16 protein-coding genes are annotated in these 13,512 nt (G+C 68.2%); 8 read left to right on the top strand and 8 right to left on the bottom strand.

Annotation, left to right across the window (positions count from 1 at the left end; genetic code table 11):
• Positions 1 to 45: 45 nt before the first annotated feature.
• The 4 genes from LR394_RS12790 to LR394_RS12775 all read left to right on the top strand — a co-directional run bounded on the left by LR394_RS12790 (position 46) and on the right by LR394_RS12775 (position 2,389).
• Positions 46 to 741, top strand: coding sequence for a nucleotidyltransferase domain-containing protein (locus LR394_RS12790; RefSeq protein WP_231441320.1), 696 nt, complete (start codon positions 46 to 48; stop codon positions 739 to 741).
• 148 nt (positions 742 to 889) lie between these two features.
• On the top strand, positions 890 to 1,234 hold the full coding sequence (locus tag LR394_RS12785) for a BP74-related protein (RefSeq protein WP_231441318.1): 345 nt from the start codon (positions 890 to 892) through the stop codon (positions 1,232 to 1,234).
• Positions 1,235 to 1,285: 51 nt separating this feature from the next.
• Positions 1,286 to 1,834 carry a GNAT family N-acetyltransferase gene (locus LR394_RS12780; RefSeq protein ID WP_231441315.1) on the top strand — a complete coding sequence of 183 codons (549 nt, stop codon included), beginning with the start codon at positions 1,286 to 1,288 and terminating at the stop codon, positions 1,832 to 1,834.
• 72 nt (positions 1,835 to 1,906) lie between these two features.
• Positions 1,907 to 2,389: a hypothetical protein gene (locus LR394_RS12775; RefSeq protein WP_231441313.1), complete on the top strand. Its 483-nt coding sequence runs from the start codon at positions 1,907 to 1,909 to the stop codon at positions 2,387 to 2,389.
• A 52-nt stretch (positions 2,390 to 2,441) separates the two neighbouring features.
• Here the strand turns inward: LR394_RS12775 and LR394_RS12770 are convergent, their stop codons facing one another.
• Positions 2,442 to 3,479, bottom strand: coding sequence for a DUF1996 domain-containing protein (locus LR394_RS12770; protein ID WP_231441311.1), 1,038 nt, complete (start codon positions 3,477 to 3,479; stop codon positions 2,442 to 2,444).
• Between the two features lie 90 nt (positions 3,480 to 3,569).
• Positions 3,570 to 4,619, bottom strand: a complete 1,050-nt coding sequence (locus LR394_RS12765) for an ROK family protein (RefSeq protein ID WP_231441309.1) — start codon at positions 4,617 to 4,619, stop codon at positions 3,570 to 3,572.
• Between the two features lie 129 nt (positions 4,620 to 4,748).
• Here LR394_RS12765 and LR394_RS12760 point away from each other — a divergent pair, with 129 nt between their 5' ends.
• The gene (locus tag LR394_RS12760; RefSeq protein WP_231441307.1) at positions 4,749 to 5,846 is read left to right on the top strand and encodes a patatin family protein; all 1,098 of its coding nucleotides are present in this window, start codon (positions 4,749 to 4,751) and stop codon (positions 5,844 to 5,846) included.
• Here LR394_RS12760 and LR394_RS12755 read toward each other — a convergent pair.
• Positions 5,789 to 6,532 carry a hypothetical protein gene (locus LR394_RS12755; RefSeq protein WP_231441305.1) on the bottom strand — a complete coding sequence of 248 codons (744 nt, stop codon included), beginning with the start codon at positions 6,530 to 6,532 and terminating at the stop codon, positions 5,789 to 5,791. The genes LR394_RS12760 and LR394_RS12755 overlap by 58 nt on opposite strands.
• Before the next feature lie 86 nt (positions 6,533 to 6,618).
• Here LR394_RS12755 and LR394_RS12750 point away from each other — a divergent pair, with 86 nt between their 5' ends.
• A complete protein-coding gene (locus LR394_RS12750) occupies positions 6,619 to 7,068 on the top strand; it encodes a MarR family winged helix-turn-helix transcriptional regulator (protein ID WP_231441303.1) in 450 nt (149 codons plus the stop codon).
• Here the strand turns inward: LR394_RS12750 and LR394_RS12745 are convergent, their stop codons facing one another.
• From LR394_RS12745 to LR394_RS12735, 3 genes are all read right to left on the bottom strand, one after another.
• A complete protein-coding gene (locus LR394_RS12745; protein WP_407937026.1) occupies positions 7,069 to 7,893 on the bottom strand; it encodes a methyltransferase domain-containing protein in 825 nt (274 codons plus the stop codon).
• 89 nt (positions 7,894 to 7,982) lie between these two features.
• Positions 7,983 to 8,930: a hypothetical protein gene (locus tag LR394_RS12740; RefSeq protein ID WP_231441299.1), complete on the bottom strand. Its 948-nt coding sequence runs from the start codon at positions 8,928 to 8,930 to the stop codon at positions 7,983 to 7,985.
• A 99-nt stretch (positions 8,931 to 9,029) separates the two neighbouring features.
• Positions 9,030 to 9,230, bottom strand: coding sequence for a hypothetical protein (locus LR394_RS12735; RefSeq protein ID WP_231441297.1), 201 nt, complete (start codon positions 9,228 to 9,230; stop codon positions 9,030 to 9,032).
• Between the two features lie 115 nt (positions 9,231 to 9,345).
• Between LR394_RS12735 and LR394_RS12730 the strand changes: the two genes are divergently transcribed.
• Together LR394_RS12730 and LR394_RS12725 are read left to right on the top strand one after the other, a co-directional pair.
• The gene (locus tag LR394_RS12730; protein ID WP_231441295.1) at positions 9,346 to 9,513 is read left to right on the top strand and encodes a hypothetical protein; all 168 of its coding nucleotides are present in this window, start codon (positions 9,346 to 9,348) and stop codon (positions 9,511 to 9,513) included.
• Positions 9,510 to 10,223, top strand: a complete 714-nt coding sequence (locus LR394_RS12725; protein ID WP_231441293.1) for a phosphoribosyltransferase — start codon at positions 9,510 to 9,512, stop codon at positions 10,221 to 10,223. The genes LR394_RS12730 and LR394_RS12725 overlap by 4 nt, the downstream gene beginning before the upstream one ends.
• Here the strand turns inward: LR394_RS12725 and LR394_RS12720 are convergent.
• Together LR394_RS12720 and LR394_RS12715 are read right to left on the bottom strand one after the other, a co-directional pair.
• Entirely contained in the window at positions 10,220 to 11,881 is a 1,662-nt protein-coding gene (locus LR394_RS12720; RefSeq protein WP_231441291.1) for a hypothetical protein, read from the bottom strand. The two genes, LR394_RS12725 and LR394_RS12720, sit on opposite strands and share 4 nt — an antisense overlap.
• An 11-nt stretch (positions 11,882 to 11,892) precedes the next feature.
• Positions 11,893 to 13,272, bottom strand: a complete 1,380-nt coding sequence (locus LR394_RS12715) for an ATP-binding protein (RefSeq protein ID WP_231441289.1) — start codon at positions 13,270 to 13,272, stop codon at positions 11,893 to 11,895.
• Between the last annotated feature and the right edge of the window lie 240 nt (positions 13,273 to 13,512).

The following is a 13,512-nucleotide window of genomic DNA, read 5'->3' as shown; positions in this document are numbered from 1 at the left end:
GGGAAAAGTGATGTGGTCAAAGCGGGCATCTGACAGGGTGGCGGCATGGTCATCGACGACGTTGCGGAGAGGCTGGCAGGGCTACCCGGAGTGGAGGGTGTGACGCTGGGTGGCTCCCGGGCGCAGGGCACGGCTCGTCCGGATAGCGACTGGGATCTGGGTCTGTACTACCGCGATGGTTTCTCCCCGCAGCATCTGCGCGATCTGGGCTGGGAGGGAACGGTTTCCGAGATCGGCGACTGGGGCGGCGGGGTCTTCAACGGTGGAGCCTGGCTGAAGATCGGGGGTGTGCCGGTGGATGTGCACTTCCGGGATCTGGGCTCGGTGGAGAGCGAGATCGCGCGGGCCGAGAAGGGAGAGTTCGGGATCGAGCCGTTGATGTTCCATCTGGCCGGTATCCCGACCTACCTGGTGGTGGCCGAACTGGCGATCAACCAGCAGTTGCGCGGCAGGGTTCCGATGATCGGTGAGTATCCGCCGGCTCTGCGGAAGGCGGCGGCCGAGCAGTGGAAGGGCCGGGCCGAGTTGCATTTGGGGTACGCCGAGGGGCGGTCAGGTCTGCAGGCCCGGGGATTGGTGGCGGTGGCGGCCCACGAGTTCGCCCATGCGGTGATGGCCTCCCGCGGGCGATGGGCCACGAACGAGAAGCGGCTTCTGGAACAGGCCGGGCTGTCGGACCTGAACACCGCCAGTGAACCGGCCCTGATGCTGCGGGACATCGTTAGCAGCACGCCGGTGTGACCGGAGCGGCCCGGCCCGGCGCGTTGGTATTTGATCAAGAAACAAACGAGTACCCGAGTTTCGCTCCCCCTCTTCGGCGCATGGTCCCGGCCGGGCGCCCTGCCTAGAGTTCTGGGCGTTTGGGAAGGCACTACCTGAGGGGGATTCCATGGCATTTTTCGCGTTCAAGCAGGCTAGCGGCGGGGACCGCGAGTTCGTCTTCGAGCTCAAGGACGAGGGGCGGATCGCCAAGGCCCGCAAGATCCTCTCCGGCGAGGAGACGAGCGAGGTCCATGTGATGGGCCGGTTCCGTAAGGAGTCGAAGGAGTACAACCCCGGCTTCAGCTACCACCTCGACCCCGACACGGTCTATTTCTTCTCGTACGCCATCGAGGTGTGCGATGCCAACATGAACTACTTGGAGGAGCACCTCGACGAGGCCGGTGGCGCCTTCCTGCCCGGCGCCTACTGGTGCCCGTGGGACTCGAGGCTCAGCCGGGAGATCGAAGCCTGATCGCTTTCGGTGCCGGGGTAATTCGATTGCCCCGGCACCGACAATGGGTGGATGACGTTCGCCTGGCGTCGGCTCACCGAGGCCGACTTCCCGATGATCCGCGGCTGGCTGGAAGAGCCGCTGGTCAAGCGCTGGTGGAACCACGAGACCACGCCCGAGGCGGTGCAGAACGACTTCGGCGCCTCGGCCCGCGGCGAGGAGCCCGGCCAGGACTGGCTGGCGCTGTTCGAGGGCGAGCCGTTCGGGCTGGTGCAGCGCTCGGTCTACGCCGACTACGCCGAATATCTGGAGCCGCTTTCCCGGCTGACCGAAATGCCTGCGGGGGCGATCAGTCTCGACTATCTGGTGGCCTCACCCGAACATCGCGGTAAAGGCCTGGGTGTCCTGATGATTCAGTCGATGCTGGCCAAGACCTGGATCGATGCGCCGGCTGCGCCCTGCGTAGTGATTCCTATTGCTGCGGGCAACCAGAGGTCCTGGCGGGCCTTGGAGAAGGCCGGCTTCCGGCGGGTGGCCGAGGGCGATCTGGAGCCGGACAACCCGATCGATCCGCCGCTGCACTTCGTGTACCGGATCGACCGGCCGCGGCTTTCGTTCTGACCTGCTCGAAAAGTTTGTTTTAATGTGCTTTTCGCAGGGTGAACCAGGAACGACGGATGAGGAACGGTTGCAGTGAGCCGACGAGGTAAGTTCAGGCCTCCATCGGACAAGCTGTCCGACGCAGAGCTGGGGCAGCTCATCGCCGGTGTCCACGATCTGAGCGGCGAGGAGGTCTGGAGCCGGATTCTCTCGGTGCCCGCCGACCACTGGGATGGCGGCGCGAACTGGGAGTTCAAGAGCGAGCACGAGGCCGAGTTCGATGCCTTTCTGCAGAAGGCGTTCTCGGCGATCCCGGTACCGCCGCCGATGGCCTACATCGACTCGCTGGCCTGGAACTACATGTTCGCCATGCTCGGGTCGCCGGACTCCGAGCACAAGGGCCTGCGGGCCTACGAGGCGGCGTACCGGAAGATGATCGAGGCGATCACGGTCTCGATCGAGCAGAACCTGGTCTTCATGGCCGAGGATCCCTGCTGCGAGGTCCGGCCGGAGCAGATCCGGGCCGAGCTCGAGCGGTTCCGGAGCGAGACGAAACCGCCGCAGTTCTTCAGGTGACCGAACGAGAACGGGACCCGGGCGCGCTGCCCGGGTCCAGCGTCCGTTGCTCTTAGAACTTGCCGTTGCTCTGGCAGGTGACCAGCTGGCGCACGCAGCTTTTCACCCGGTCGGCCATGGTTTTCGTGTCCCAGGCGATGAAGACGTCACCGTGCATGGAGGACGCCATCCCGGACGAGAGCGTGTAGCCCTCCTTGACGCCGTGGGTCGGGTAGTAGATCGACTTGGTGATCGCGGGGATGCGCACCGGGTGGCTCTTCGGGCAGTCGCCCATCGAACCGTAGGCCACGTGCGACTTGTGGTCCGGGCTGTCCAGGTGCTTGCCGTCCCAGCAGTCGGGGTAGCGCATCATGAAGTGCACGGTGCCGCCGTCGCCGCAGACCGGCCAGTTGCCGTCCTTGCTACGGCTTTTGCCCTCGACCGGGCCGCCGGAGCAGTAGAACGCGTCGCGGGAGCCGGCCGGGGTCTTCTTCTGCTTCGACGCGTCGCCCCAGATCATCCGCATGCCGTTGGGCATCGGCATGGTCTTCTTCTTGTTCTTGTCGTCGAGCAGGCTGCCGTAGTAGACGATGAACTCGCTCGGCTGGACCGCCTTGCCGGTCTTGTTGTTGGTCAGGGTGGGCACCCAGTACGAGGAGAAGTCCTTCTTGGGGACGCAGCTGGTCGCCTTGAACTCCATCAGGCTCGCGGTGGTGGTGGCGTGGTTCGTCTTCTTGTTGCCCATGAACGAGTGCATGTGCGACTTGCCCTTTTGGCCGGGGAAGACGATCGGGTCGTTCTTGCCCGAGTGGCTGTACTTGCAGGTGGCGTTGAACTCGGGGTTGCGTTTCGCGGTGGCCGGCACCTTGCGCGCCTTGACCTTCTTGAACTCGGCCTTCTGGGCGTTCCAGGCCTTCTTGTCCACCTTGATCCACTTGCCCTTGGGCGCGGCGGCGTGGTGCACCGTCTTGCTGTCCGCCGCAGCCGACAGCTCAGCCGCGTTACCGGGCCCGATCCGCAGCGCCACCGCCCCGACCGTTGCAATGACCAGCGCGACCAGCGCCGCGATGAGTGCGCGCGCGGGGCGCAGCCGCCTGCGTCGTTCTGCCACGAGCCTGTACTCCTGTCCTGACCGGATGCTGAGGACAGGAGTTTCGTGCTGGTTGGCGGCTTGGCCGTAGTCCTAAAGTCCCAGCGGTGTTCAGCCCTCGGCCACCACGGAGTCGAAGGCGGCGACTGCGGCCCCCCGGGCCCCGGCCATGTCGAGGTCCGGCACCAGGGCGAACGAGGCCGCGGCGACCTGCTCCTGCCGCAGCTGGGTGTAGTCGCGGACCATGTTCAGGAACCACTGGCGGAAGCTCGGGGCGGCCTCGACCACACCGCCGCCGATGAAGTAGACGTCCGGGTCGGTGAAGTTGGCGGCGATCGTGAAGAGCTTGCCGATCGCCTTGGCCTGCTGCCCGAACACGGCCAGGGCCAGCGGGTCCTCCCGCTCGGCGTACCCGCGCAACTGCTTGGCCGCGCTGGGGATGCTCTCGCCGGCCAGCGGGTGGTCGGGGAACCGGGGCAGCCAGTACGGCAGCAGGTTGTTCTTGATCCCGGTGAGTGAGGCGATGCTCTCCACGTCGCCCAGGAAACCGCAGTTGCAGCGCGGCACCGGCTGACCCGGCTCGATCACGTCCTGCAGCGGGATCTGCACGTGGCCGAGCTCGCCGGCCATCCCGGCGGCGCCCTTGATCACCCGGCCGTCGTGCACCACGCCGCCGCCGAACCCGGTGCCGACGATGCCCGCGACCGACGACTTCTGCATCGCCTGCTCGGGCCCGAAGTAGCGGTGATGGGCGTAGAGCGAGGCGGCGTTGGCGTCGTTGTTGTAGACGACGGGCAGGCCCAGCCGGCGTTCCAGGGCGGCCCGGATGTCGAAGCCGTGCCAGCTCACCGCCGAGAAGTTGGTGGCCCCCTTGGACGAGATCACGCCGGTGGCGCTGGCCGGGCCGGGCGTGTCCAGCCCGATCGCCTTGACCAGGGTCAGGGGCGTGTTCGTGATCCGGATGATGTTCTCGAACGAGTCCGCCAGTGCTTCGACGGCCAGCTCGGGCCCGTCGAGCACGCGGCTCGGGATCTCGACCAGCTGATCGACCAGGAACTGCCCGGTCGCGTCCAGCACAGTCGCGTTGTCGGTGGTGCCCCCGTTGTCGAGACCGACGACGACCCATGAGGCCGGTGTGCGGATCCCCTCCGTCTGCGTCACCCCTCGAGCTTAGGGTCCGGGCTGCGCGGACGGCCCGGTCAGCGGTTCACGCGTGTTCCCGACGCGGTGCTCCGCCGGGGCGCGTCTTGCCCGGGTTTAGGGTGACCAAGATCCTTGTCCGTGCCCCTGATGAGCCTCTGGAGGCCCGCCCTGAAACTCGGCGAACACCTGGCACATCTTACCCGTTCGGCCGAATCCGCGCAGAAGCCGGCCCTGGTGGTCCAAGGAGGTGGGATGCGTGGCGTGTACTCGATCGGGGCCCTGGCGGCGCTGGAGGACGCGGGGCTACGGGAAGCCTTCTCGGTGGTGGTGGGCAGCAGCGCGGGAGCGATCAACGGTGCCTACTTCCTGGCCGGGCAGGCGAACGAGGGCCTGCGGATCTACGTGGAGGAGCTGAGCCACCGGGCCTTCATCAACCCGCGCCGGCTGTGGCGGGTGGTCGATGTGGACCATCTGATCGACGGCGTGCTGAAGGGCGCGCGCCCGCTGGACGTGGCCGCCCTGCACGCCGCGCCGATCCCGCTGCTGACCGTGCTCACCGACGCCGCGACCGGCGCAGCCTGCACGGTTTCCAGCCGGGATTCGCAGTACGACCTGTACGAGGTGCTGCGGGCGACGGCGGCCCTGCCCGCGCTGTACAACAAGCGGATCCGGCTGGGCGGCGATCTGGGCGAGCGCCGCTTCATCGACGGCGGCATCGTCGCCCCGGTGCCGGTGGAGCAGGCCCTGGCGCTGGACGGGGTGAGCGAGGCCGTGGTGGTGATGACCCGGTCGTTCGACTTCAAGCAGGACGACCTGAGCACCCCGATGCGGATGCTCGGCCGGATGCTGGCGCGGGGCCAGAAACCGTTCGTCAAGGACAACATCTCCCGCCCGAGCGAGCCCTACGCCGAGCTGCTGGCCCGGCTGAAGGTGGAGAACTCGCTGGAGCGGCGCTCGACCTGGACGATGGCACCGAGCAGCATCGTCACCGACCGCACGACGATCGACGCCAGCGTGCTGGAGGCCACGGCCGAACGGGGCCGTCAGGACCTTTTGGCCCTGCTCGAGCAGGAGTACCGGCCGATCTCCGCCGAGGCGGGTTCTGGGCGACAGGCCGTCCAGGTCTCGACTGGGCCACCGAGCTCCTCAGCGGTCCAAGCTTCGCCGCAGCCGATCTCTTCGTCGGTTCAGGTCTCGGCTTCCGACGTCTCCCTGCCCTCGTCGACCACCCCGCTCACCGAATAGTCCGGCAGCACCGGCCGTTCGAACGTTTCCCAGGCCGTGCCTTCCGGAACCTCGGCCTCGGCCCGGATGCGCCCGGCGGCGACCTCGGTGGCGCCGACCCGGACGTGCCAGGCCCCGTCCGGCGACGCGCCGACCACCACGAACACCCAGGACGGGGTACGGCCGGTGGCCTGATCGACCTGCAACGCCCGCTGCCAGTCGTAGTTCTTGTGCCGGCGCAGCTCCAGGCGCAGCTGCTCGGCCCGCCGGGAACGCGACCAGTCCACCGTCTTCTCGGTGAGCACCAGCATTCTCGCGGCCTGGGCGACGATCGCGCCCTTGGTGCGCTCGTGCTCGTTGGCGATCTCCTGCCAGGTGTTCTGGCCCCGCAGTTCGGCGACCAGGCGCTCGACCTCCCGCACGCCCCAGCGCTCGCCGTTGCGGGGCGGGCGCATCAGCCGTTCCTCCAGGGTCTTGCGCCAGTCGTGCCCGTGGCGAAGCTGCACCCGCAGCCAGCCGATGACCTCACCCGTGCCCAGGCCCAGATCGGCCGGCGCCATCTTCACCGCCTGACTGCGAATGGCCCCAGCGCTGCGCCCGGTTCGCGCGGCGATCTCGCCGATGCTGAGGCCCTGCATGAGCCGCGCGGCCAGCAGTTCGTTCTCTTCGGCCGTCCAGGCCGGTGCGGAATCGTCTGTTTCCCCCATAACGGCACGATAGCCGCCCGGACCGGTCGCCGACGGACGCCTGTGGATAGTGCTTCGCGGTACGAACCAACAGCTACGCTCGTCGGATGGAGGCATCGGCCGGCCTGGTTGCGGCACTGGTGCGCGGCTCGTTCCTGATCGAGCGTACGTACGCGGAAACCGCCAGGGCGCAAGGGATAACACCGCAGCAGGGAGTTCTGATCTGTGCTCTCATGCCCGGGGCGCTGGGCATGGGTGAACTCAGTGAGGTCCTGGGGTTGGCCAAGTCCAGCCTGACCGGTCTGGTCAGCCGCACCGAGGCGAACGGCCTGGTGATTCGCTCGGCCGACCCGGACGACACCAGGGCCGTGAACGTGGCGCTGACGTCGACCGGGGCGGCCGTGGCCGAGGAGTTCCACACCGCTGTGAGCAGCCGGATATCGGCTCTGGTGCAGGAACTTTCCATCGCGGAGCGCGATGCTCTGGGCGTGTTGCTGCACCGGATGCTCGGGCACAACGCGGTGCCGGTGGTGTTCACGGACCAGCGCCGCTGGTGATCAGACGTGGATCAGGACCTCGCCGTGCAGGATGCTGATCCAGCCGTCCGGATGCGCGGCCCATTCGCTCCAGGCCGACGAGATCGACTTGAGGTCGTCCTCGGTAGCCAGCCCGCTCGTCAATAGTTGTTGCGTGATAGCCGAATTGACGATCCGGTCGGCCCACATGCCACCCCAGCCCGCACGGGCGTCGGGGTCTGCGTGGCACCAGGTGGCCGAGGACACGGTGACGTTCTCTGCCCCGGCCGCCCGCGCCCAGGCCAGCAGACGCCGTCCGGCATCGGGTTCGCCGCCGTTCGCCCGGGCGGCCGCGTAGTACAGCTCCAGCCAGTGGTCCAGCGCGGGCAGTTGCGGGTACCAGACGAATCCGCCGTAGTCGGAGTCGCGCACGGCCACCACGCCGCCCGGACGGCAGACCCGGATCATCTCACGCAGCGCCTGCACCGGGTCGGCCACGTGCTGCAGCACCTGGTGCGCGTGCACCACGTCGAAAGAGTCCGTCTCGAACTGCAGTTCATGGACGTCGGCCACGACCGGATCGACGTTCGGCACACCCCGACGCTCGGCCTCGGCTCGGGTGATCGCTGCTGCATCCGGGTTGATCTCCGTGGCTGTAACCCGCCCCGGTGCAACCAGTTCAGCAAGGTCGACGGTGATCGTGCCCGGCCCACTGCCCACGTCGAGCACCTGGTGCCCGGGCTTCAGATGAGGCAGCAGGTAGGCGGCGGAATTCTGCGCGGTGCGGCTGCGATGCGATCGCAGCACGCTCTCGGCGTGGCCGTGCGTGTACTTGGGCATGCCTAGGACGGTACGCCTGCTTCTCATTATTTGAGAGTGGCGTCTTGAATAATGAGACTCCGTGAAGATCGGGGCAACAAAATCTGCGGGGGGCAAACTTTGTTGCCCCGATCTGGTCAGCGCTCCGTGCAGCCGGGACCACATGGGCGAGGACGCCCGTTCCAGCCGCGCGCGGTGAGCACCGTCGAGACCTGGGCCGCGACGGAGCACGGCCGGCCGCTGACATCGCGCCAGCCGTAACGCAGCACGGCTTCGCCCTCGACCACAGCCACGTTGTCTCTCCGTAGATCGCGAAATGCCTCCTGGGGTGGGTGCGCGGTCCGGCCATCGAGCTCCACCACCAGTAGGAATTCCTCGTAACGGATATCGCGGTAGCGGCGACGGCCGTCCGTATCTTTCCTGGGCAGGTTTCGTTGACCGCGGGGCAGGCCGTGCGCGCGCTCAACGACATGCGCGTAACGCCGTTCCAGCATGGAATGCACACCGTCGGCGGCATCGGTGAGCACCTCGGTGAGCAGGGTGCGCCAGCGATGCCGGGTTCTGGTGGCAAGGCAGGCGCGGACCCGGTCGGCGGTGGTCAGTCGTTGCTGGAGGATTCTGAGCACCACGTCGCAGACGGCGTCGGGAGTGGTCTTTCGTTCGGCGGCGTCTATCAGCGCATGCTCAATCTGCAGGCGAGGTGGACCTTTCCGGGCATCGCGACGAGGGTCCAGATTACGGACGCGATGAATGACGACGCCAGGTGGTGCGCGGACCCGGCGCGGCCAGGGTACGCAGATCTCGATCGGGCTCGGGCACTCAGTAAGTGCTCCATGTAGCCATAAAGCGGTGCTGTCTCCGGCAAGAGCTCCGGCACCTGAATACAGCACGGCGGCCCAGACTCGGGGCAACGGTGTGATCGGCCCTGAATGGGTGAGATAGGCACCAGGCAGGAGGGTTTGCCAGCGGGCGTTGTCGAGATTGGTGCGGGTCTGCTGCGGAGTGAGGCCCATTTCCAGGAGTTGCCAGCGGGACAGGACTCCGGCCTGATCGTCGGCGACGCGATGCCAGGCCTCTCTTCGCATCCCACCAGGATGGCGGCTTTTCGACTGGTCGGAGTCCCCCTGTGGATAAGCCGGATCGGGGCAAGAAAGTTTGTCCCCGGCAAACTTTCTTGCCCCGATCTAGTGATCGCCCTGGCGGGAGAGATGCAGCCGCATCCGCACGGCCTGCTCGATCTGGTTGGCGGAGTCGCCGGGTGCCTGCCGAGCCTCGCTGTGCACTGCTTCGTCCAGGGTGGAGCGCTGGGCCTGCGGAAAGTCGATCAGCAGCTCGGCGATGACGTCGTCCAGTTCCTGCTCGGTGAGTGGCTCGGTGAGGGACATGCCTGCAACGGTCCCGCCGCCCCGGCCTGATCACAAGTCGCCCGACGGGTGGATGCGCTCGTGCGGGATCGGTGGCAAGCTGGACCGGAACCCGACGTGGAGGAGGGTTTTTCCGATGGGTCGCTACGGGAACGAGGTGGCCGGCCCGGCCACCCCACTCAAAAACGCCGACGATCCGGGCATTCTGCCGGCCCGGATCGGCAACATCGACGAGTCGCACGCCCTCCGGCCTCGACTCGGCATCGTCACTGGCCTCGCTCCGACGACGCTCGTAGCCGGATGATCGTCTTCGCCGATCGGGACGAGGCCGGCCACGAGCTGGGCAAGTACCTGATCGGCAGGCTCGGTTTCCTGGTGCCGGATGCGCCCGGCGAGCCGGAAGGCGGAAAGTTCGGCCGGAGAACGGAACGTACACACGGAACTCATCGGCCGCTGGTGCTGGCCCTGCCCCGAGGTGGGGTGCCGGTGGCCACGCACGTGGCCGCGGCGCTGGACGGTGAACTCGATCTGGTGGTCGCGCGCAAGATCGCGGCGCCGTCACGGCCGGAGTACGGCATCGGGGCGCTGGCCGAGGACGGGCCGCCGGTCTTCGACGGTAAAGCCTTGCAGTACCTGGGTTTATCGGAGGACGATCTCTCCGGGGCGGTGGAACGCGAGCGCGCCGAGGTGAGGCGTCGGGTTGAACGGTATCGCCACGGCCGGGATGCTGCGCCGGCGCAGGGCCGGATGGTGATCGTGGTGGACGACGGTCTCGCGACCGGGGTCACCGCCAAGGCAACCTTGCGGTGGCTGCACGACCACCAGCCGGCCTATCTGGTGATGGCGGCGCCGGTTTGCTCATCTCAGGCACGGCTTTCACTGACCGGGGACGTGGACGCGATGGTCTGTCTGCAGGAGCCGGAGGCTTTTGCGGCAGTCGGGGACTGGTACCAGGACTTCCGGCAGTTGTCCGACGAGGATGTCGACGAGGCGCTGCGGCGATTCCTGGGTTAGGGCGTACCGGTCGGACCGGGGGAGGACTCCAGTTCGTCGACCAGGTCGCGCAGCCGCTTCTGCTGTTCGCGCGTCTCCTCGTCGATCAGTGAGGGGAACGAGAACGAGACGGTCGGCACGGGTGGGATGGTGATCTCCAGGCGGGGTGCGGCCGGGTCATCCGAACGGGCCGAACCGGGGTTGTTCGCCGGAATGAACGCCACGGCCGATACCGCGATCACGGCGCCGATGAGCATGGCCTTACGGCTCGGCCGGTGCCGGCCGCCGGTGATCTTGTCGCTGTTGACGATCACCCGGCGCACCTCGCGCGGGGTGGTGAACCAGATCGCCAGGCCGACCAGGTTGCCGATCAGGATGGCCACGGCCAGCGCCCAGCCCCAGACGTGCCGTTCCACCGGGGCCCAGGCCGAGAACACCAGCACCAGAATCGGGAACGAGACCACCCCGGCGGTGATCGCGGTGCCCCGCCGGTGTGCGCTGACCTGGTCCATCATCCGCCGGCCGTACTTGCCGACATCGGCCGTGGCGGCCCGGTTCAGCGTGCGCACCCAGCGCAGCGAGTACGGGTGGGCCGAGCGCTGGGCCCGCGACAGGCCGGCCAGGGCGTCGGCATCGTCCGGCGAGACCGTCAGCAGGCGCTGCCAGGCCTCGGCCTCTTCCTGGTAGTGGCGTTTCGCCCGGGCCAGCCGGGCCGACAGCTTGCCCTCGTCGATCTCGTCGTAGGTGCGCGAGCGCAGCAGATTCAGCGCGTCCTCGGCCAGCACCAGCTGCGAGCGGTTGAGGTAGGCGGTGACCAGGGCCCATTCGGCCACCTGGTTCTCGATGGTCTCGCGCAGCGCCGCCTTGGCCACCCGGGCCGCCTCGGACGGGTTGATCGTGGTCAGCACCACCGCTCGCCAGGCCAGCACCGCGCCGGTGGGCGGTGCCTGGGCCAGCGCGGCCAGGGCCTGCAGCGGCAGACCTTGCTTGAGCAGGCAGCGCGCGGTCACGATCAGCACGGCCGGTTCCCCGGTGACCAGGAACGAGCCGACCATGGCCAGCCCGGCCTCGGCCTGACCGGCGTCCAGCAGCACCCGGGCCCGCGCTACCGCCTCGTCGGGGCCGCGGGCGCCTACGGCAGACGGGTTGTTCTTCACCGCAGTACGCAGACTCTCGTGCAGGCCCACCAGATCCGGTTCCGGCACCCCGGACGCCACCGGGATCAAGGCCTGCGAACCGGCGATGAGCTGCTGACGGCCGTTCGGATCGCGGGTCAGCAGCAGGTGCGGGTCGACCCCGATGTGGCGCAGCGAGCGCAGCCGTTTCAGGGCGTCGAGCCCGGCCGCGGTGACCTGGGTGCCGCGCAGATCCAGCCAGCGCAGATCCTTGCAGCGCCGGGCGATGAGCTGGATGTCCTGATCGGTGGCGGGCAGCCCGACCAGCGACAGGCCGCGCAGGTGCATCGGGATGTCGCCGAGGCGGCGCAGCACCTCGGGCGAGGCGTCCAGGGCCAGCGCCAGGCGCCGGGTGTCGAGCGGGCCCTGGGCGTCGTACCAGCGTTCCCAGCCGTTGCGCCCGGCCAGCAGATAGGTGCCGAGATAGGTGCCGTCGTGCCAGGAATCCATTGCCCAGGTGGGCCGGGGAGCCATGATCGGCCCCGGCAGGCCGGTACTCGCCATCGTTGCCGGACTCAGCCGATCTTGTGGGTGCGCAGGTAGGCCCGCAGCTCGTCGAAGTCCTCGCCGGTGCCCGCGTGCGCCAGATAGGTGGCGGCGGTGGAGAGCCAGGCCCGGGTCGAGGGCGGGGTGTCGCGCAGCGCGGCCTGGAAGTCGGCGTTGGTGACCGGGCTGACCATGCCGACCTGCATGGATCGCTCCAGAGCCCGTTCGGTGGCGGCCTCGACCAGGCGCACGAGGTCGGCGCCGGAGAACATCTCGGTCCCGCGCACCAGGGGCGCCAGATCGATGTCGGGGGCGATCGGCCGGCCGGCGAACTGCAGCCGCAGCAATGCCTCCCGGGCCGGCGCGTCCGGCGGGAGGACCAGCACCGTACGGTCGAACCGGCCCGGCCGGCGCAGCGCCTCGTCCACGTCCCACGGGGCGTTGGTGGCGGCCAGCACGTAGACCCCGTCGTTGCTGGCCATCCCGTCCAGCTCGACCAGCAGTTGGTTGACCACGGCCCGGGCCTGGTCGGTGTTACGGCGGGAGCGGCGGCCCCCGATCGCGTCCAGCTCGTCCAGGAAGATCACGCCCGGCGTCTCCAGGCGGGCCTCGATGAACAACCGGGCGATGTTCTGCTCGCTCTGGCCGAAATAGCTGCCGTAGACGTCGGCGGGCGTGGCGGAGAAGAATTTCGCTCCCAGCTCGCCGCTGAGCGCCCGGGCGATGAACGTCTTACCCGTACCGGGCGGACCCCACAGCATCAGGCCGCCCCGCAACTGCTTGCCGAACGCCTCGCGCAGCTGCGGGTTCTGCATGGGCCCGAGCAACGAGCGCTGCAGGCGCTGCTTCACGTCGTGCATGCCGGCGACATCGGCGAGCGTGACCACGTTCGGGTCGCTGGAGTCCCAGCCGCCGGGCTGGGAGACCGGCTCGAGGACCGGGGCGGGTGGCTGGTGACCACTACCCTCGGCGACCCCGTTTACGGACGGCGCGTCGGGCGTCCCCGGTTCTGCAGAACCCCACGCATTGGTTCCCTGGGAGGGAGATGGCGAGGCGGACGTCTCTGGTTGGGCTGTTTGATTTGAGGACGTCTGCGGAGACGCCGGCGCGGACGTCCCCGATTGGTTCTCTCCCGGAGACAGCAGAGCCGCGTGGATGGCGCGGTACCCCTCGGCCAGCTGCTCGTTCCCCTGCGCCGAAGCTGCCGCCGCCGCTACCGACAGCGCCGTGGTGTCGTGCGGAGCTGCCGCGAGCGCCGTGGTGGCGTGCTTCAGTGCCTGATCAGCCTCCCCGGCGCTCAGGTACAACCCGGCCAGGTGCACCCGCAGCGGAACACTCGTCGGGTCGGTAGGCGCCATGTTCTGCGCCGCGCTCTCCAGAGCCTGGAACACCGACCGGTCCACCGTCATCCGCCCGAAACCCTCTCATCCGCACACTTCGCCGTGCTCGCCGCTCTTGCCTGCGTTGCACAGTACCGACGAGTCTGAAGAACCGGGAGCATTCCTGGCGAGCCGACCGGCGAGGAGGACATCGGCAGGTCAGTACCGGCTCCTCACCCCGCGACCCAAGGTTGTCGGCGGTGACTGAGCGCATCAGGGTGACCGTTTGCGCCGAAACCCTGACCGCTTGGCGTGCGGACTGGGGCCACG

This window comes from Kineosporia babensis (assembly GCF_021129305.1).
GTDB classification, from domain to species: domain Bacteria; phylum Actinomycetota; class Actinomycetes; order Actinomycetales; family Kineosporiaceae; genus Kineosporia; species Kineosporia babensis.
This window is presented reverse-complemented; position numbering and strand designations above follow the sequence as displayed.

What these genes read in the sequence shown, in the direction of transcription:
- LR394_RS12745 (WP_407937026.1), bottom strand. Translation starts at nt 7,893, where the DNA reads ATGAGAAGCAGGCGTACCGTCCTAGGCATGCCCAAGTACACGCACGGC.
- LR394_RS12760 (WP_231441307.1), top strand. Translation starts at nt 4,749, where the DNA reads ATGAGCCTCTGGAGGCCCGCCCTGAAACTCGGCGAACACCTGGCACAT.
- LR394_RS12725 (WP_231441293.1), top strand. Translation starts at nt 9,510, where the DNA reads ATGATCGTCTTCGCCGATCGGGACGAGGCCGGCCACGAGCTGGGCAAG.
- LR394_RS12715 (WP_231441289.1), bottom strand. Translation starts at nt 13,272, where the DNA reads ATGACGGTGGACCGGTCGGTGTTCCAGGCTCTGGAGAGCGCGGCGCAG.
- LR394_RS12740 (WP_231441299.1), bottom strand. Translation starts at nt 8,930, where the DNA reads ATGCGAAGAGAGGCCTGGCATCGCGTCGCCGACGATCAGGCCGGAGTC.
- LR394_RS12755 (WP_231441305.1), bottom strand. Translation starts at nt 6,532, where the DNA reads ATGGGGGAAACAGACGATTCCGCACCGGCCTGGACGGCCGAAGAGAAC.
- LR394_RS12720 (WP_231441291.1), bottom strand. Translation starts at nt 11,881, where the DNA reads ATGGCGAGTACCGGCCTGCCGGGGCCGATCATGGCTCCCCGGCCCACC.
- LR394_RS12735 (WP_231441297.1), bottom strand. Translation starts at nt 9,230, where the DNA reads ATGTCCCTCACCGAGCCACTCACCGAGCAGGAACTGGACGACGTCATC.
- LR394_RS12785 (WP_231441318.1), top strand. Translation starts at nt 890, where the DNA reads ATGGCATTTTTCGCGTTCAAGCAGGCTAGCGGCGGGGACCGCGAGTTC.
- LR394_RS12790 (WP_231441320.1), top strand. Translation starts at nt 46, where the DNA reads ATGGTCATCGACGACGTTGCGGAGAGGCTGGCAGGGCTACCCGGAGTG.
- LR394_RS12750 (WP_231441303.1), top strand. Translation starts at nt 6,619, where the DNA reads ATGGAGGCATCGGCCGGCCTGGTTGCGGCACTGGTGCGCGGCTCGTTC.
- LR394_RS12730 (WP_231441295.1), top strand. Translation starts at nt 9,346, where the DNA reads ATGGGTCGCTACGGGAACGAGGTGGCCGGCCCGGCCACCCCACTCAAA.
- LR394_RS12780 (WP_231441315.1), top strand. Translation starts at nt 1,286, where the DNA reads ATGACGTTCGCCTGGCGTCGGCTCACCGAGGCCGACTTCCCGATGATC.